A 16,682-nucleotide genomic window follows, 5' to 3' on the forward strand; every position below is an offset into this window, starting at 1 on the left:
TGGCCGCAGGAAACGAGACGATGGAACCGAACCTGAGTGCAGATTTCACGCTGCCTGCATGGCTCCCAGATGCCGTGCGGCTGTATCTCGACCATACCGAGGAGGGGCTGTCGCTGCGCCAGTTGGCACGGCGGGAAGGCGTTGCCGCCTCGACCGTGATGCGACAGGTGCGCCGCTATGAAGCCCGCCGCGACGATCCGCTGGTGGACGAGGCTCTGGCCGCGCTGGCGCGGGCGAATGTGCAAGGTTCGGTCTGCCCGGCTGATCCCCAGATGAAGGACATCCCCGACATGACACTGCCGCTGCGCCCCACCCCCATTGCCTTGGACGAGGCGGGCATCGCCCGCGAAGGCCGCCGCATCCTGCGCCGCATGGCCGAGCCGGGGGCGGTGATGGCGATTGCCCCCGATATGGAAAAGGCCGCCGTGCTGCGCGAGGCCGCCGATGGCCGCATGGTGCAGACCGCAGTGCTGGAGCGGGCGGTGGCACAGGCATTCGCGCTGAAGGACTGGATTGCCTGCCGCAAACAGGGGCGGCTGACCACCTATGACATCACGCAGACCGGGCGTGCCGCCCTGAAGCGCATGGTCGAGGAGGAGGACCGCCGCCGCATGGGCCATCCTGGCATGGCCGAGGCCGCTGCCAGCTTCACCGCGCCGAAACAGGTCTGGTGTGGGGCCGAGGAGGACGGGGCGCGGCGGCTGCGCTGCACGGTTGCGGAAAGCCCGGTGGCCGTTCTGGCGCGGCGGCGCGACAAGGACGGGCGGGTGTTTCTGGAGCCGGATCTGGTGACGGCGGCGGAACGGCTGCGCGAGGATTTTGAACTGGCGCAAATGGGGCCGCGCATGGCGCAGAACTGGGATCGCATCGCGACCGGGCTCGACATGGTCCTGCCGCGTGGCGAGAGCGGGCCGGTGGGGGCACCGGCCATCGCGCGCGAGCGGGTGGCGCTGGCGCTGCGTGATCTTGGCCCTGGTCTGGGGGATGTGGCGCTGCGCGTGTGCTGCTTTCTGGAAGGGCTGGAGGTGGCAGAGCGGCGCATGGGCTGGGCCGCCCGCTCGGGCAAGATCGTGCTGCGCATCGCCTTGCAGCGCCTGCGCCGCCACTACGATGAAACCTATGGGCGCTCCGGCCCGCTGATCGGTTAGGGCCGGGTCAGGCGGGCAGGGCGCTGATCAGCAAACCAACCGACAGCGCCCCCAGCCAGACAGCGGCACTGCGCCGGATCAGCGGGGCCGCCCGGTTGGCCGGGCAATCCGGCCCGCCGGACAGGCAGGCCCCGATGGCGGCCCACAGCGCGGCGACGCCGATCACCAGCAGCGCAAACAGCAGCACGCGCGGCAGCAAGGGCGCACCGGGCAGCAGCACCAGCCCGATGATCAGCGCCTTGGGATTCAGCAATGTCGTCATGAACACCTGCTGCCCCGAGGTTTGCACCGCGGCCCCCGGTTTGGGCAGCCGCCACAGCCTGACCGCCAGCACCAGCACCCAGAGCGCTGCCGCCGCCGTGATCAGCGGCTTCAGCACCGGCAACAGCGGCAAGATCACAGCCCCGCCCAACACAAGCGGCAGGGTCACGGCCAGATAGGCGGCCAGCTCATAGGGAATGAGCCACAGCGCCCCGCGCCAGCCGCGCTCGGTTCCGGCCACCGCCAGCAGCGTATTGGTCGGGCCCGGTGTCAACAGCAGGGCCAGCAGGGCGAACAAAAGCGCGGTCATTCTCATCGGCACCATCCTTGCGGCGACGCTATCGCCACAAACCGTGGCGCAGGCCCCTTGCGGCGAAGCTATCGCCGCAAACCGTGGCGCAGGCTTTGACCTTGATCAATGCGACAAAAGGAAAAGGCGCGCTGTTCCCCGCGCGCCCGGTCACAGATCAGGCGGCAACGCCTTGGGCATCGGCCATCAGCCAGGCCAGCACGTTTTCCGGCGACGAGACGCCATAGGGGTCTTCTTCGTGATTGTCGGCCAGACCCGGCTCTTCAAACCAGCCCTCGATCACGCCATCCTTGACCACCGCCGCATAGCGCCAGCTGCGCAGACCGAAACCCAGATTGTCCTTGCGCACCAACATACCGACGCGGCGGGTGAATTCGCCCGATCCATCGGGAATCACGCCGATGTTCTGAAGCTCCTGCGCCTTGGCCCATTGGTTCATCACGAAGGCATCATTGACCGACAGGCAATAGATCGCGTCGATTCCCAGCGCCTGAAAATCGGCAAAGCCCTTTTCAAAGCCCGGCAATTGATAGGTGGAGCAGGTCGGGGTGAAGGCCCCCGGCAGTGCGAACAGCACGACGCGCTTGCCCGCGAAGTAGTCTTCGGTCGTCATATCCTGCCAGCGGTAGGGATTCGGGCCGCCGATCGCTTCGTCGCGCACCCGCGTACGAAAGGTGACGGACGGCAGTTTTGCGCCAGAGATCATGAAGAGCATCCTTCTGAAAGTCATCCAGACTTGGGGAATTGATGCGCTCAGGGCTAATGTGCCGCGCCGCAGCGGTCAAGACGCTGCGACGCGGCAATTTCGTACCCTCAGGATTTTGCACAGATTTTGCGCAATCCTACGGGGTCAGGCATCGGCACGGGTAAAGCCGATGGCATGAACGATGCCGGCCAGCGCCCCACCTGCCAGCGGTGCTGCGACAAACACCCACAGATCCGCCAGCGCCTTACCGCCGACCAGAACCGCCGGGCCAAAGCTGCGTGCCGGGTTCACCGACACGCCGGTAACATTGATGCCCACCAGATGAATCGCGGCCAGTGTCAGACCGATGGCCAGCCCGGCAAAGCCCGGCGCGGCCTCGGGTCCGGTTGCGCCCAGGATCACCGTCACGAACAGAAAGGTCATCACGCCTTCAAACAGCAGGGCAGAGCCCAGCCCGTATTCGCCCAGATAGCCCGCGCCAAAGCCGTTCTGGCCCAGCCCGTTCACCGCAACGCTGTAGTCAGCCTTGCCGCTGGCAATCAGCAGCAGCACCAGCGCGCCGATCAGCGCGCCCACACATTGCGCCACGGCATAGCCGACAAACTCGCCCACCGTCATGCGCCCGGCCATCACCATGCCCAGCGAGACGGCGGGGTTCAGATGCGCGCCTGAAAACGCGCCCAGACCATAGGCCGCCGCCACAATGGCCAGACCAAAGGCCAGCGCGATTCCGGTCATGCCGATCTCTGCGCCCATCAACACTGCCGCACCGCAGCCGAACAGCACGAGGATCATCGTGCCCAACCCTTCTGCAATCAGTTTCTTCGGCATACTCGCTCCTGAATTTACACATACTGTACACAGATCCTGCCCCCGACCTTCGTCGCGCCAAGGTTGCCAGGCTCCTGCAAAAGCCTTATGTCATGGGATATGCTGCCGTCAGGGGGAAATATCCGATGCGCGACCTCACAATTCCCGATCAGCGCCACCCTGAAAAGGCGCATCGTCCCGATCAGGACCAGCCGAAGAAACCAAGCTGGATCCGCGTGAAGGCCCCGACATCGCAGGGCTACAAGGACACGCGCGATCTGCTGCGCGAAAACAAGCTGGTCACGGTCTGCGAAGAGGCCGGTTGCCCGAATGTCGGCGAATGCTGGAGCCAAGGCCACGCCACCATGATGATCATGGGCGACATCTGCACCCGTGGCTGTTCCTTCTGCAACATCGCCACCGGCAAGCCAAATGCGCTGGACGCATTCGAGCCGGGCCGGGTGGCCCATGCCGTGCAGAAGCTGGGGCTGAACCATGTGGTCATCACCAGCGTGGACCGCGACGATCTGGAAGATGGCGGGGCCGAACATTTCGCCCAGACCATTCGTGCCATCCGCCACCGCGCGCCCAGCACCACGATCGAGATCCTGACGCCCGATTTTCTGAAATGCGGGACGGAAGCGGTTGAAAAGGTGGTCGAGGCGCGCCCGGATGTGTTCAACCACAATCTGGAAACCGTGCCCGGCCTTTATCCGACCGTGCGCCCCGGCGCGCGTTATTTCCACAGCCTGCGCCTGTTGCAACGGGTAAAAGAGCTGGATCCCGGCATGTTCACCAAATCGGGCATCATGGTGGGTCTGGGTGAAGATGCGCAATCGGTGCGGCAGGTCATGGATGACATGCGCGCCGCCGATGTGGATTTTCTGACCATCGGCCAATATCTGCAACCGACACCCAAACATCACCGCGTGGATCGTTTCGTCACACCCGAGGAATTCGGTGCCTATGAAAAGGCGGCCTATGGCAAGGGGTTCCTGATGGTTTCGGCCACGCCGCTCACCCGGTCCAGCTATCACGCCGGGGATGATTTCGCCCGGCTGCGTGTGGCGCGGATGGAAAAGCTCGGCCGCGCCTGACCGGCTGTGCCCGCCCTCACTCGGCGGCGGGCACCCGTTTCAGATAGGCGGCAACCGCCGCCGCCTCGCTTTCCGGCAGGCGGGCAAAGTTTTCAACCACATGCGCCATATGGCCGCCGACGCTGTCAAACTCCGGGGTGAAGCCGGTGGTCAGATAGCTTGCGATGTCAGGCGCGCTCCAGTCCAGCTTGGCCGGGGTGATGTTGGGAATCGTGCCCTTGCCATCGGGATTGGGTGCACCCGCCAGCCAGCGTGACAATTGCAACCCGCCAAGCAGGTTGCGCGGCGTATGACATTCGCCGCAATGGGCCATCGCCTCGGCCAGATACCGGCCACGCGTCTCCTGTTCTGTCAGTTCTCCGTCAATCACCCAGTCTTCGTGCAGGAACAGCAATTTCCAGCCGCCAAGGCTGCGCCGGATGTTGAAGGGAAAACCGATCTCGTGCGGCAGGCTGGGCGTCGCATCGGCGGGCAATGTATCCATGAAGGCCTTCAGATCCGCTACATCCTGCACCTGCATCTTGCCAAAGGCGGCATAGGGAAAGGCCGGGTAATAATGCTGCCCCTCGGGAGAGACGCCGCACATCACCGCATCGGCGAATTGCGCAAGACTCCAGCCGCCGATGCCATGGGTCGGATCTGTGGAGATATTGGGGGCGAGGAATGTGCCAAAATCCGATGCGAAACGCTGCCCGCCGGTCAGGAGAAGCTGGGCATCGCCCGTAGCCCCCGGTGCCATGTGGCACGAGGCACAGCCCGCCGCCCAGAACACCTGTTCGCCCTTTGCCACATCGCCGGTCAGTCCGGCGGTCAGCGCGGCGGGCAGGGGTTTTGGTGCCGTCAGCCACCATCCGGCGGCGGCACCAAGGGCGGCAAGCAAGGCAAGGCTGGGGATCAGGCGCATGAAGGACCTCTGGCAAAATCGGCTTCGGCCAGCTTAGCGCGTCTTGTCGTCTCTGCCGATGGATTTTCAGCCGACCACAGATCCGTGACCTGCGGTCAGGGTTTGCGCGGGATCTTGTTGGGCGTCAGCGCCTCGGGCCAGCCCCAGATCCATTCAATGCCGGCAAGGATCAGGCAGGCGGCCACCACCCCCAGCACCAGCTTCACCCGCGCCGGAGACGGCGGGTTGCGTGCCCAGCGGGCCATGCGCAGCAGCCATGTCATGTTCAACGCTGTATCTCCCGTGCAAATTCGTGCCAGATATCGGCCCGGAAATGGCTTTTTGCCAGCGCCGAAGGGGATGGCAGCGCCCAGAGCCGCACATCGGGCAACCGCGGATCGGGGGTGATCGCACCGGGCGCAAGCGCCGCGCGCCCCAGTGCCAGACGCGCGGCGGTCAGGCTGGTAAAGGCAAGATAGCGGGGCGCGTTCTGCATCATCTTCTGAAAAAGACCTTCCGAATCATAGGCTTCTGGCGGGATCTGCATGTCGCTGCCAAAGGCCGTCTTGGCCAGATCGGTCAGGCCCAGCCCGAATTCCGGCATCAGGTGATCTTCGTGGGGGGCAAGCCGCCGCGGCGTCAGCCCGGTTTCCGCCAGCATCGGCCAGAGGCGGTTGCCAGGGCCTGCATAATAATGCCCCCGCGCCGCCGACACCCTGCCCGCCGCCGTGCCGCAAAAAACCGCGCGCAAGCCGGGGCGCAGAAAATCGGGCAGGATCATTCGGTGAAACGCACCTTGCCGATATAGGGCAGGTTGCGATTGCGTTGCGCGAAGTCGATGCCGTAACCCACGACAAATTCATCGGGAATCTCGAATCCGGTCCAGGTGGCGCGGATGTCCACCTCGCGCCGGGTCGGTTTGTCGAGCAGGGCACAAACCTCCAGCCGCTTCGGCTCGCGCGAGCGCAGCAGGCGGATCACATGGCTGAGCGTGAAGCCGGTATCCACGATGTCTTCGACCACCAGCACATCACGCCCGGCAATCTCGCCGCGCAAGTCCTTGAGAATACGCACCTCTCGGCTCGAGTGCATCGCATCGCCATACGACGAGGCTTCCAGAAAATCCACCTCCACCGGCAGATCCAGCTCGCGCACCAGATCGGCGATGAACACGAAGGATCCCCGCAACAGCCCCACCACGACAAGCTTGTCCGTGCCCCGGTAATGCGCGGTGATTTCGCGCGCCAGCGCCTCGACACGGGCGGCAATCGCCTTGGCCGAAATCATCTGATCAATCACATATGCTCTCTGCGGCATGTCGGCCCCTTGATTTCCTTGCCCGCTTTACCCAAAACCCATGGGAAAGTCACGCCGCGAAGAGGGCCCATGCCAACGCATCACGAGACAAAGGTCCTGCCGTATCGCGCACAGCAGATGTACGATCTTGTGGCGGATGTCGGCTCTTACCCGAAATTCCTGCCCTGGACGGCGGCGGCGCGCATCCGCTCGCGCCAGCCGATCCCCGGGGGCGAGGTGATGGAGGCGGATCTGGTCATCAGCTTCAAGGTATTCCGCGAGAAATTCGGCAGCCGGGTGACGCTCTGGCCCGAGGCGATGAAGATCGACACCGAGTATCTGGATGGCCCGTTCAAACACATGAAAAGCAACTGGGCCTTCCGCGATGTCGACGGCGGCTGCGAGGTGGAGTTTTTCGTGGATTTCGAATTCCGCAACGCCTTGTTGCAAGGCATCATCGGCGTGGTGTTCAACGAGGCGATGCAGCGGGTCGTGCGCGCCTTTGAGCGGCGCGCGCTGGAGCTTCATGGCGCGGGCCTGCGCTCCTGAACCGCGCCCAACAGCAGATCCAGCGCGTGATCGCAGGCCGCCTGCCGCACGGCAGACCGGCCCAATGCGCCAAATTCCACGGTTTCACAAAGGGTTGCAGCGCCTTCTTGCGCCAGCCCGAAACACACCCGGCCTTCGGGTTTGAACTCTGATCCGCCCGGACCGGCGATGCCGGTGACCGAAACCGCCAGATTGGCATTGGACTGCGCCAGCGCGCCCTCTGCCATTTCCACGGCCACCTGTTCGGACACCGCGCCATGGGCGGCCAGCGTTTCGGCCTGCACGCCGATCATCGCCTGTTTGGCGGCATTGGAATAGGTCACAAAGCCGCGGTCGAACACATCCGACGCCCCAGCTACCTCGGTCAGTGCTGCTGCGATCAGGCCGCCGGTGCAGCTTTCCGCCGTGCTGATGGTGGTTGAAGATCCTCTGGCAAGATCAAGAATTTGCCTGGCTTTCATTGCATCAGTACCCCATGCGCCACAGCAGCGGCCAGCAGCGTGGCAAGGCCCGCGAACAGCCCCGCCCAGAGATCATCCAGCATCACGCCCGCCGGATCACCGCGCCGGTCGGCCCGGCCCACCAGCCAGGGTTTCCAGATGTCGAACAGCCGGAAGAACAGAAAGGCCGCCAGCCAGCCGGGATAGGCGACCACGGCCCAATCCTCGATGCCGCGATGCCAGAAGGCCGCGGCAGGGAACAGCAGCGCCAGCCATTGCCCGGCCACCTCGTCGATCACGATTTCCGACGGGTCCTCGCTCGGCCGGTCGGCCAGCGCGATCCGGCACGCGAAAAACCCAAGGCAAGTCACCAGAATTGTTGCGAAAACCAGTGCCGGGAAGCCAAGATACCGATCAATCGCCAACCCAAGAGCAATCGCCCCGGCAGAGCCCCAGGTGCCAGGCGCCGGGCGCAGCAGGCCCAGCCCGAAAAAGGTTGTCAGAACCCGGATCATGCCTGCACCAAGGTGGCGGTGGCGAGTGCGGCAATGCCCTCTTCGCGCCCGGTGAAGCCCAGCCGTTCCGAGGTGGTGGCCTTGACCGACACACGCGCCAGCTCCACTCCCATGATGGTGGCAAGGCAGGCGCGCATCGCTTCGGCATGGGGGCCGATCTTGGGTCGCTCGCAGATCATCGTCACATCGCAATTCATCAGCCGGAACCCCATTTCCCGCGCCGTTTCAATGGCATGTCGCAGGAAGATGTGGCTTTCCGCGCCCTTCCATTGCGGGTCGGAGGGCGGGAAATGCCGCCCGATATCGCCCATGGCCAGCGCGCCATAGATGGCATCGGTCAGCGCGTGCATGCCGACATCGGCGTCGGAATGGCCCAGCAGCGCCTTGTCATGCGGCACCTTGACGCCACAGAGCCAGACGTGATCGCCCGCCGTGAAGGCGTGAACGTCAAATCCATTGCCAAGCCGGATTTCCATGCGGCGTCCTTTCAGGATCGCTTCCGCGCGGGCAAAATCGCCGGGGAAGGTGAGTTTCAGATTGTCGTCGCTGCCCGGCACGATCGTCACAGGCAGGCCAGCCGCGCGTGCCACTTCGACATCATCGGCGGCCTCTTGCGGATGGGCGCGGTGGGCGGCCAGAATGGCGTCGAAGTGAAAGGCCTGCGGTGTCTGTGCCCGCCACAGCCCGTCACGCGATTGCGTGCCTGCAACCGTGCCCTCGGTGCCGCGCCACAGCGCATCGGTCACGGCAAGGGCGGGGGCGGCGGCGGGGCCATGGTCCAGCGCCGCAGACATGCGCGCAATCAGCCCGGCATTGACCAGCGGCCTTGCGCCATCATGGATCAGCACCCGCGACACACCGCTGCCCACCAGCGCCTCCAGCGCATTGCGCACCGATTGGGTCCGGCTGGCCCCGCCCGCGACAATCTGCACATCGGCGCCAAGACCTTCGGCCTGCGCCCGGTCGTCGGGATGGATCACCAGAACCCGCCGCATCCCGGCAAAGGCCGCAAGCGTATGGGCCAGCACCGGCTGACCGGCAAGGCTTTGCCATTGCTTGGGAACCGCGCCTCCGGCCCTTGTGCCGCGCCCTGCGGCCACGATAATGGCGGCTGTCGTCATCAGCATCTCCTGTTGCCCCTCCATAGGCCAAGGGTTTGCACATGACAATGCGGTGGCACATTCCGCCGAAATCGCCTAATAATTAGGCTGTTCGTGCTTTCCGCACAGAAATGCGGCGTCTTGCCGTTGTCACAGGGCAGTGGCAGGGATAGCTGCTGAATTAACAGACAAGGACGCAACAGGTGCCGCTGCAATTGGCCGAAATATCCATCACGCCTCCGGTGCTTCTGGCGCCGCTGGCCGGGATCACCGATCTGCCGTTCCGCAAGCTGGTCGCCTCGTTCGGCGTCGGGCTGGTGGTCAGCGAGATGGTGGCAAGCCAGGAGGTGGTGCAGGCGCGCCCTCTGGCACGGGCGCGGGCAGAGCTGGGCTTCGGTGAGGCGGCCACTTCGGTGCAACTGGCCGGGCGCGAACCCTACTGGATGGCAGAGGCCGCGAAATATGTCGCGGCACAGGGCGCGCGGGTGATCGACATCAATATGGGCTGCCCGGCCAAGAAGGTGACCAATGGTTATTCCGGCTCGGCGCTGATGAAGGATCTGGACCATGCGCTGCGCCTGATCGAGGCGGTGGTGGGCGCGGTCTCGGTGCCGGTCACGCTCAAGACCCGGCTTGGCTGGGATGATGCGCTGCTGAACGCGCCGACGCTGGCACAGCGGGCCGAGGCGGCGGGCGTGAAGATGATCACCATCCATGGCCGCACACGCTGTCAGTTCTACAAGGGGCAGGCGGATTGGGCGGCGATCCGGGGGGTGACGCAGGCCGTATCGGTGCCGGTGATTGCCAATGGTGATATTGTCGATGCCGCAACGGCGGCCGAGGCGCTGCGCCTGTCGGGGGCAGAGGGCGTGATGATCGGGCGCGGCGCGCAGGGGCGGCCCTGGCTCTTGGCGCAGGTGGCGGCGGCGCTGTATGGCACGCCCGCGCCGGTGGTGCCACAGGGCGATGCGCTGGCCGATCTGGTGATTGGGCATTACGAGGCGATGCTGGCCTTCTACGGCACCGAACTGGGCATCAAGATCGCGCGCAAGCATCTGGGCTGGTATCTGGAAACGGCGGGGCTGGAGGCATACCGCGCCCCGATCCTGACCGGCGACAGCCCGGCACAGGTGATTGTGGCGCTGCGCCATGCGTTTGCACATCAGGAAAGGGTCGCGGCATGAAGGGCTTTCGCCAACCCTATCCTGTGCCGGGGGTGATCTGGGCCTCCTTGCCGATTCCGGCGCTGCTGATCGACGAATCCGGCGCCATTCTGGAAACCAACCCGGCGGCAGAGCTGTTTCTGAACGCCTCGTCGCGCAATCTGAAGGGCCAGCCGGTGTTTGACCGGGTGCATATCGACGCGCAGATGGACGAGGCCTTTGCACGGGCGCGGGCCAATCAATCGGCGCTGTTCATCAATGATGTCGATGTGACCAGCGGCGAAAAGCCCCCCATGCAATGCACGGTGCAGATCGCGCCGATGGCCGATGATCCGCATGTGCTGATGCTGCTGATCAGCCCGCGCGAAATCGCGGATCGGCTGGGCCGGGCGGGGGCGGCGAAAACGGCGGCAAAATCGGCCATCGGCATGGCCGAGATGCTGGCGCATGAGATCAAGAACCCGCTGGCGGGCATTTCCGGCGCGGCGCAGCTGTTGTCGATGGGGCTGGGCCCCGAGGACCGCGAGTTGACCGAGCTGATTGTCGAGGAAACCCGGCGCATCGTGAAGCTGCTGGAGCAGGTCGAACAATTCGGCAATCTGCGCCCGCCGGACCGTCGCGCGGTGAATATCCATGACGCGCTTGACCGGGCGCGCAAATCGGCACTGGTCGGTTTTGCCGCGCGCATGAAGATCATCGAGGAATATGATCCCTCGTTGCCGCCGACCTATGCCGACCCCGATCAGCTGATGCAGGTGTTCCTGAACCTGATCAAGAACGCGGCCGAGGCGGCGGGCGGCGAGGGCGGCACCATCCGCCTGCGCACCCGCTATGACCTGTCGCTGCGGCTGCGCCGCAAGGACGGGCCGGGCAAGGCGCTGCCCTTGCAGGTGGAGATCATCGACAACGGTCCCGGCCTGCCGCCCGGCATCGCGGGCGAAATCTTCGAGCCCTTCGTTTCGGGCAAGGAAAACGGCACGGGGCTGGGCCTCGCGCTGGTAAGCAAGATCATCACGGAACATGACGGATGGATTGCGGTGGATTCGGTTCCGGGTCGCACCGTGTTCCGGGTGTCGTTGTCGGTGGCCCCACGTGAGCCGACGGCACGGGAAATGCACAAGAAGGATGCAGGCTGATGGATGGCACGGTTCTGGTAGCCGATGATGACCGCACGATCCGCACGGTGCTGACACAGGCGCTGACACGGGCGGGATGCAAGGTTCACGCAACCTCGTCGCTGGTGACGCTGATGCGCTGGGTCGAAGAGGGCAAGGGCGATCTGGTGATTTCGGATGTGATCATGCCCGATGGTAACGGGCTTGAGGCTTTGCCCAAGATCTCCAACATGCGGCCCGGCCTGCCGGTGATCGTGATTTCGGCGCAGAACACCATCATGACCGCCATTCAGGCCGCCGAGGCCGAGGCGTTCGACTATCTGCCGAAACCCTTCGATCTGCCCGATCTGATGAAACGCTCAGCCCGCGCGCTGGACATGAAGCGCCGCGCGCCGAAAGTGGCGGCCACCCCGCGCGAGGCGGGCGACGATCTGCCGCTGGTGGGGCGCACCCCGGCGATGCAGGCGCTGTACCGGCTGGTGGCGCGGGTGATGAACACCGATCTCGCGGTGCTGATCACCGGCGAGTCGGGCACCGGAAAATCGCTGATTGCCCGTGCGATCCATGACTTTTCAGACCGGCGCACCATGCCCTTCGTGGTGGCACAGGCGGCGGATCTGCAAGGGATGGACGGGCCTTCGGCGCTGCTGGCCAAGGCGCGGGGCGGGTCTTTGGTGTTTGATGAAGTGGCTGATCTGGATGACGAGGCGCAGGCCCGCATCGTGCGTATGCTGGATATGCTGGGCGACAATGCGCCGCGCATCATGGCCACCAGCCAGAGCGATCTGGCGGCCCGGATGGAGGCGGGGGCTTTCCGGCAGGATCTGTTCTACCGTCTGGGCGGCGTCACGCTGCATGTGCCCAGCCTGCGCGAGCGGGTGGATGACATTCCGCTGCTGGCCGAACACTTCCTTGCGCGCGGTGAACGCGATTTCGGCACGGTGCGCCGCCTGTCGCCCGATGCGCGCGAAATTCTGCGCGCCTATAGCTGGCCGGGCAATGTGCGGCAGCTGGAAAACACGCTCAAGCGCCTGATGGTCACCTCGTCCGAGCCGGATATCAGCCGCGCCGAGGTTGAGGCCGCCCTGGGCAGCCAGCCCTTGCCAGAGCCGATGAAGGGCGCGGGTGAGGGCGACAAGCTCTCGGCCTCGGTCGCACGGCATCTGAAGCGGTATTTCGATCTGCATGGCGGCCAATTGCCGCCGCCCGGCGTCTATACCCGCATCCTGCGCGAGGTGGAGGCACCGCTGATCGAAATCGCGCTGGATGCCACCGGCGGCAATCAGGCCAAATGTGCCGACCTGCTGGGCATCAACCGCAATACCTTGCGCAAGAAGATCACCGAGCTGGATATTCGCGTGACACGGCGGCGCAAGCTGATGTAAAACCGCAACATATAGCGTGTCTTGCGGGCCGAGCCCCGATTCACGCAACAAGATATGGCTGCGGGGGCGGAATCGCCCTCATGTTTTGGGGGCTTTGGTATTTTGCGGGCTGTGGCACATAGCAACACCTGGGTTCTGCGGCTGACACGGCTGCGGCGTCAGCGTCGGGTGCAGACCCTGCTGACGCTGAGCCTTGTCGTGCTGGGGCCGGTGCTGGTCGTCTCGACCCTGCTGGCGCTGGGGCCGCTGGATGGCGGGGCCGGATCGACGCTGCTGCGGATCATCCTTCTGATCGACTTTGTCTATGTCGCGCTGGTGGCCGCCCTTGTGCTGGCCCGCGTGGCACGCATGGTGGCCGACCGGCGCAAGCAATCGGCTGGATCGCGGCTGCACATGCGGCTGACCGGGGTTTTTGCGTTGGTGGCGCTGACACCCACGGTGCTGGTGGCGGTTTTTGCGGTGCTGACGGTGAATATCGGCCTTGAGGGCTGGTTTTCAGACCGGGTGCAGCGCGTGGTCGGGGCCTCGCTGGCCGCTGCCGAGGCCTATGAGGGCGAACACCGTGAAGATCTGACCGAAGACGCGCAGGCCTTCGCCGCCTTTCTGAATGTTGCCAAGAAATCGACCTTCTTTCTGGACGACACGCAACTGCGCCCGCTGCTGACGCAGGCGCAGGAGCGGATCCAGCGCGGTCTGCGCGAGGCCTTTCTGATCGACGGCGGCGGCGAGTTGCGCACGCGCGGCGACAAATCCTATCTCTTCGATTTTGAAAAACCGACGCCGGAACAGATCGCGCAGGCGCAATCGGGCGAAACGGTGATCATTCAGGACTGGGCGAATAACGAGTTTCGCGCGCTGGTGCATCTTGAGGCCTATGCCGACCGCTATCTCTATGTCTCGCGCGCAGTGGACGGATCACTGCTCAGCCTGCTGGATGAAACCAAGGAAACCGTGCGCCTTTATCAGCAGGTGGAAACGGCGCGCGGTCGGCTGCTGTTTGAATTCGGGCTGCTGTATCTGGGCTTTGCGCTGATCCTCATTCTGGCGGCGGTCTGGCTGGGCCTGTGGTTTGCGGAACGGCTGGCGCGCCCGGTCGGGCGGCTGGCCGGTGCGGCGCAGCGCGTCGGCGCGGGTGATATGGATGTGCAGGTGATCGAGGAAGAGGGCGATGACGAAATCGCCACGCTGGGCCGCGTGTTCAACCAGATGACCCGCCAGTTGAAGGGCCAGCGCGATGCGTTGATGGAGAACAACCGCCAGACCGAGCGGCGGCGGCGGCTGTTTGATTCCGTGCTGTCCTCGGTGACGGCCGGGGTGATCGGGCTGGATGCCGATGGCGATGTGGATTTCGTCAACCGTGCGGCAGAACGGCTGCTGGATTTCCACGAGGGCAAGGCGGATGTGGCGCTCGCCGTCGCTGTGCCGGAATTCGGGGCCCTGCTGGAACGGCTGCGCCAGGGCGGCGGCGGGGCGGTGCAAGAGGAAATCCGGCTGACACGTCAGGGCCGGATGGAAAGCCTGCTGGTGCGCATGTCGGTGCGGCGCAACGACAGTGGGCGGCTGGAAGGTTATGTGGTGGCCTTTGACGATGTGACCGATCTGGTATCGGCGCAGCGTATGGCGGCCTGGGGCGATGTGGCCCGGCGCATCGCGCATGAGATCAAGAACCCGCTGACCCCGATCCAGCTCTCTGCCGAGCGGATCAAACGCAAGTTCCGCAGCCAGGTGGCCGAACCCGCAGATCTGGAGCAGTATACTGACGTGATTGTGCGCCAGACCAATGACCTGCGCCGCATCGTCGACGAGTTTTCAAAATTCGCGCGGATGCCGGAACCGGATCGTCGTGAAACCGATTTGACCAGACTGCTGCGCGATGCGGTGGTGTTGCAGGATGTGGGGCTTCCCGATGTGCGGCTTCAGGCCGATCTGCCGGATGCGCCCTTGCTGCTGGATCTGGATGCCACCATGATCGGACAGGCTTTGACCAATCTGATCAAGAATGCGGGTGAAGCGATTGAAGGTCTGATCGAAAAAGGGGCGCCGGCAGGGTTTCAGCCGGAAATCCGCGTGGCCTGCGTGGCCAGCGAGGCGGATGTGCTGATCACCATTGCCGACAATGGCGTGGGCCTGCCGCCCGACCGGGCGCGGCTGTTCGAGCCCTATGTCACCACCCGCGAAAAGGGCACCGGCCTTGGCCTGCCCATCGTGAAGAAGATCATCGAGGAACATGGCGGGTCGCTCATCCTGACCGACGCGCCGATATTTGACGGCAATGCCCATGCGGGCGCGCTGGCGGAGATCCGTCTGCCACGGGCCCTGCGCCCGACCCGCACACGGGGCAAAGCATCGGCCATGGACGGCCAGGGGGACGCATGAGCAATATTCTAATTGTGGACGACGAACGCGATATCCGGGAATTGATCGGGGATATTCTGCGCGACGAAGGGTTTCAGGTGCGGCTCGCCGCCAATGCGGATGAATGTATCGCCGCGATCAATGCCGAGGCCCCGGCGCTGATGATCCTCGACATCTGGCTGAAAGACAGCCGGATGGACGGGATCGACATTCTGAAAACCGTCAAACGCGACAACCCGGATGTGCCGGTGGTAATCATTTCCGGCCATGGCAATATCGAGATTGCGGTGGCCGCGATCAAACAGGGGGCCTATGACTTCATCGAGAAGCCCTTCAACATTGATCAGTTGATGGTCGTTGTCAGCCGCGCGATGGAAACCTCGCGGCTGCGGCGTGAAAACAGCGAATTGCGCCGCCGCGATGTGACTGCCTCGGAAATGCTGGGCAATTCACCCGCCTTCCGTGCCTTGAAGGCGCAGCTGGAAAAGGTGACGAAATCCAATGGTCGCGTGATGCTGACCGGGCCTGCCGGATCGGGCAAGGAAATGGCAGCGCGTTTTATCCATACCAATTCCAACCGGGCCTCGGCACCGTTCATCTCGGTCTCGTCGGCGGCGATTGAACCCGAACGCATGGAAGAAGTGTTGTTCGGACGTGAAACGCCCGAGCGGGGCGTCGAGCCGGGTCTGCTGGAACAGGCGCATGGTGGTGTGGTCTATTTCGATGAAGTGGCCGATATGCCGCTGGGCACTCAGTCGAAGATCCTGCGGGTGCTGGTGGATCAGCAATTCACCCGCGCAGGCGGGGCCGACAAGGTGCGCGTCGATCTGCGGGTGATCAGCTCGACCACCCGCGATCTGCGCCATGAAATCACCGCAGGCCGGTTTCGGCAGGAGCTGTATGACCGGCTGAACGTGGTGCCGATCGGCGTGCCGAGCCTTGAGGAACGCCGCGAAGACATCCCTGAACTGACGCGGCATTTCATTGATATGTTCCACCGCTCGCAAGGTCTGCCGCTGCGCAATCTGACGCCGGATGCCGAAGCGATGCTGCAAACGATGCAATGGCCGGGCAATGTGCGCCAGTTGCGCAATGTGATCGAACGGGTGCTGATCCTGGGCGATGGCACCGGCCCGGTCGAGGCCAAAGAACTGCCGGGCCGCGAGACGCCGGGCAGCGACGAGGGCCGCATGGTGCTGGGTGGTGCCATGGCGACGCTGCCCCTGCGCGAGGCGCGCGAACTGTTCGAAAAGGAATACCTGCTGACGCAGATCAACCGCTTTGGCGGCAATATCTCGCGCACCGCGAATTTCGTCGGCATGGAGCGCTCGGCCCTGCACCGCAAACTGAAATCGCTGGGGGTGGTGACCACCGCCAAATCTGGCGGCCGCATGGCGCGGCTGGAGGATGATGAGGAGGAGGATGGCGACGAGTGATCGGCGCATCCCCGGACAGGTGATGGCAGCCAAGCTGCGCGGTTCCGCAAGGTCGCCGCTCAGCTCGCGTGTTGACCCCATCCCCCACCCATGCCATGCCTGACCCGATCCAA

18 protein-coding genes are annotated in these 16,682 nt (G+C 64.4%); 8 read left to right on the forward strand and 10 right to left on the reverse strand.

All coding sequences use genetic code 11. The annotated features are described in order from the left end of the window. The first annotated feature begins 20 nt into the window (after positions 1-20). On the forward strand, positions 21-1,148 hold the full coding sequence (locus KM031_RS00760) for a DUF6456 domain-containing protein (protein ID WP_215504262.1): 1,128 nt from the start codon (positions 21-23) through the stop codon (positions 1,146-1,148). A gap of 7 nt (positions 1,149-1,155) precedes the next feature. Here the strand turns inward: KM031_RS00760 and KM031_RS00765 are convergent, their stop codons facing one another. From KM031_RS00765 to KM031_RS00775, 3 genes are all read right to left on the reverse strand, one after another. Then, on the reverse strand, positions 1,156-1,719 hold the full coding sequence (locus KM031_RS00765) for a hypothetical protein (RefSeq protein ID WP_246566893.1): 564 nt from the start codon (positions 1,717-1,719) through the stop codon (positions 1,156-1,158). A gap of 157 nt (positions 1,720-1,876) precedes the next feature. Next, a complete protein-coding gene (locus tag KM031_RS00770; protein WP_215504260.1) occupies positions 1,877-2,425 on the reverse strand; it encodes a peroxiredoxin in 549 nt (182 codons plus the stop codon). 144 nt (positions 2,426-2,569) lie between these two features. Next, entirely contained in the window at positions 2,570-3,256 is a 687-nt protein-coding gene (locus tag KM031_RS00775) for an aquaporin (protein WP_215504259.1), read from the reverse strand. Between the two features lie 125 nt (positions 3,257-3,381). Here KM031_RS00775 and lipA point away from each other — a divergent pair, with 125 nt between their 5' ends. After that, the gene (gene lipA / locus KM031_RS00780; RefSeq protein ID WP_215504258.1) at positions 3,382-4,332 is read left to right on the forward strand and encodes a lipoyl synthase; all 951 of its coding nucleotides are present in this window, start codon (positions 3,382-3,384) and stop codon (positions 4,330-4,332) included. 16 nt (positions 4,333-4,348) lie between these two features. Here the strand turns inward: lipA and KM031_RS00785 are convergent, their stop codons facing one another. The 4 genes from KM031_RS00785 to hpt form a co-directional block, all read right to left on the reverse strand. Next, positions 4,349-5,236: a cytochrome c gene (locus KM031_RS00785; protein ID WP_215504257.1), complete on the reverse strand. Its 888-nt coding sequence runs from the start codon at positions 5,234-5,236 to the stop codon at positions 4,349-4,351. Positions 5,237-5,331: 95 nt separating this feature from the next. Further along, on the reverse strand, positions 5,332-5,505 hold the full coding sequence (locus KM031_RS00790) for a hypothetical protein (RefSeq protein WP_260692026.1): 174 nt from the start codon (positions 5,503-5,505) through the stop codon (positions 5,332-5,334). Continuing rightward, the gene (locus tag KM031_RS00795; protein WP_215504256.1) at positions 5,502-5,996 is read right to left on the reverse strand and encodes a mismatch-specific DNA-glycosylase; all 495 of its coding nucleotides are present in this window, start codon (positions 5,994-5,996) and stop codon (positions 5,502-5,504) included. Before KM031_RS00795 ends, KM031_RS00790 begins: the two co-directional genes overlap by 4 nt. After that, a complete protein-coding gene (gene hpt / locus KM031_RS00800) occupies positions 5,993-6,532 on the reverse strand; it encodes a hypoxanthine phosphoribosyltransferase (RefSeq protein WP_215504255.1) in 540 nt (179 codons plus the stop codon). Before hpt ends, KM031_RS00795 begins: the two co-directional genes overlap by 4 nt. Before the next feature lie 69 nt (positions 6,533-6,601). Here hpt and KM031_RS00805 point away from each other — a divergent pair, with 69 nt between their 5' ends. Continuing rightward, positions 6,602-7,060, forward strand: a complete 459-nt coding sequence (locus KM031_RS00805; protein WP_215504254.1) for a type II toxin-antitoxin system RatA family toxin — start codon at positions 6,602-6,604, stop codon at positions 7,058-7,060. Here the strand turns inward: KM031_RS00805 and KM031_RS00810 are convergent. Genes KM031_RS00810 through KM031_RS00820 form a run of 3 tightly spaced genes read right to left on the reverse strand, consistent with a single transcriptional unit; the run spans position 7,036 to position 9,136 of the window. After that, positions 7,036-7,521: a CinA family protein gene (locus tag KM031_RS00810; protein ID WP_215504253.1), complete on the reverse strand. Its 486-nt coding sequence runs from the start codon at positions 7,519-7,521 to the stop codon at positions 7,036-7,038. The genes KM031_RS00805 and KM031_RS00810 overlap by 25 nt on opposite strands. Then, positions 7,518-8,015, reverse strand: coding sequence for a phosphatidylglycerophosphatase A family protein (locus KM031_RS00815; RefSeq protein ID WP_215504252.1), 498 nt, complete (start codon positions 8,013-8,015; stop codon positions 7,518-7,520). The genes KM031_RS00810 and KM031_RS00815 overlap by 4 nt, the downstream gene beginning before the upstream one ends. Next, positions 8,012-9,136: a bifunctional 2-C-methyl-D-erythritol 4-phosphate cytidylyltransferase/2-C-methyl-D-erythritol 2,4-cyclodiphosphate synthase gene (locus KM031_RS00820; RefSeq protein WP_215504251.1), complete on the reverse strand. Its 1,125-nt coding sequence runs from the start codon at positions 9,134-9,136 to the stop codon at positions 8,012-8,014. Before KM031_RS00820 ends, KM031_RS00815 begins: the two co-directional genes overlap by 4 nt. 182 nt (positions 9,137-9,318) lie before the next feature. Here KM031_RS00820 and dusB point away from each other — a divergent pair, with 182 nt between their 5' ends. The 5 genes from dusB to ntrX are packed head-to-tail and all read left to right on the forward strand — an operon-like array spanning position 9,319 to position 16,569. Beyond that, positions 9,319-10,299, forward strand: a complete 981-nt coding sequence (gene dusB, locus KM031_RS00825; protein WP_215504250.1) for a tRNA dihydrouridine synthase DusB — start codon at positions 9,319-9,321, stop codon at positions 10,297-10,299. Then, positions 10,296-11,414, forward strand: a complete 1,119-nt coding sequence (locus KM031_RS00830) for a two-component system sensor histidine kinase NtrB (RefSeq protein ID WP_215504249.1) — start codon at positions 10,296-10,298, stop codon at positions 11,412-11,414. Before dusB ends, KM031_RS00830 begins: the two co-directional genes overlap by 4 nt. Further along, a complete protein-coding gene (locus KM031_RS00835; RefSeq protein ID WP_215504248.1) occupies positions 11,414-12,778 on the forward strand; it encodes a response regulator in 1,365 nt (454 codons plus the stop codon). Before KM031_RS00830 ends, KM031_RS00835 begins: the two co-directional genes overlap by 1 nt. Before the next feature lie 54 nt (positions 12,779-12,832). After that, positions 12,833-15,154 carry a sensor histidine kinase NtrY-like gene (locus KM031_RS00840; protein WP_215504247.1) on the forward strand — a complete coding sequence of 774 codons (2,322 nt, stop codon included), beginning with the start codon at positions 12,833-12,835 and terminating at the stop codon, positions 15,152-15,154. Then, positions 15,151-16,569, forward strand: coding sequence for a nitrogen assimilation response regulator NtrX (ntrX, locus tag KM031_RS00845; protein WP_215504246.1), 1,419 nt, complete (start codon positions 15,151-15,153; stop codon positions 16,567-16,569). Before KM031_RS00840 ends, ntrX begins: the two co-directional genes overlap by 4 nt. Positions 16,570-16,682 lie beyond the last annotated feature (113 nt).

This window comes from Gemmobacter fulvus (assembly GCF_018798885.1).
GTDB classification, from domain to species: Bacteria; Pseudomonadota; Alphaproteobacteria; order Rhodobacterales; family Rhodobacteraceae; genus Gemmobacter; species Gemmobacter fulvus.

Excerpts from the sequence above, each read along its gene's own strand:
- KM031_RS00760 (WP_215504262.1), top strand. The coding sequence starts at position 21 with ATGGAACCGAACCTGAGTGCAGATTTCACGCTGCCTGCATGGCTCCCA.
- KM031_RS00765 (WP_246566893.1), bottom strand. The coding sequence starts at position 1,719 with ATGACCGCGCTTTTGTTCGCCCTGCTGGCCCTGCTGTTGACACCGGGC.
- KM031_RS00770 (WP_215504260.1), bottom strand. The coding sequence starts at position 2,425 with ATGATCTCTGGCGCAAAACTGCCGTCCGTCACCTTTCGTACGCGGGTG.
- KM031_RS00775 (WP_215504259.1), bottom strand. The coding sequence starts at position 3,256 with ATGCCGAAGAAACTGATTGCAGAAGGGTTGGGCACGATGATCCTCGTG.
- lipA (WP_215504258.1), top strand. The coding sequence starts at position 3,382 with ATGCGCGACCTCACAATTCCCGATCAGCGCCACCCTGAAAAGGCGCAT.
- KM031_RS00785 (WP_215504257.1), bottom strand. The coding sequence starts at position 5,236 with ATGCGCCTGATCCCCAGCCTTGCCTTGCTTGCCGCCCTTGGTGCCGCC.
- KM031_RS00795 (WP_215504256.1), bottom strand. The coding sequence starts at position 5,996 with ATGATCCTGCCCGATTTTCTGCGCCCCGGCTTGCGCGCGGTTTTTTGC.
- hpt (WP_215504255.1), bottom strand. The coding sequence starts at position 6,532 with ATGCCGCAGAGAGCATATGTGATTGATCAGATGATTTCGGCCAAGGCG.
- KM031_RS00805 (WP_215504254.1), top strand. The coding sequence starts at position 6,602 with ATGCCAACGCATCACGAGACAAAGGTCCTGCCGTATCGCGCACAGCAG.
- KM031_RS00810 (WP_215504253.1), bottom strand. The coding sequence starts at position 7,521 with ATGAAAGCCAGGCAAATTCTTGATCTTGCCAGAGGATCTTCAACCACC.
- KM031_RS00815 (WP_215504252.1), bottom strand. The coding sequence starts at position 8,015 with ATGATCCGGGTTCTGACAACCTTTTTCGGGCTGGGCCTGCTGCGCCCG.
- KM031_RS00820 (WP_215504251.1), bottom strand. The coding sequence starts at position 9,136 with ATGACGACAGCCGCCATTATCGTGGCCGCAGGGCGCGGCACAAGGGCC.
- KM031_RS00830 (WP_215504249.1), top strand. The coding sequence starts at position 10,296 with ATGAAGGGCTTTCGCCAACCCTATCCTGTGCCGGGGGTGATCTGGGCC.
- KM031_RS00835 (WP_215504248.1), top strand. The coding sequence starts at position 11,414 with ATGGATGGCACGGTTCTGGTAGCCGATGATGACCGCACGATCCGCACG.
- KM031_RS00840 (WP_215504247.1), top strand. The coding sequence starts at position 12,833 with ATGGCTGCGGGGGCGGAATCGCCCTCATGTTTTGGGGGCTTTGGTATT.
- ntrX (WP_215504246.1), top strand. The coding sequence starts at position 15,151 with ATGAGCAATATTCTAATTGTGGACGACGAACGCGATATCCGGGAATTG.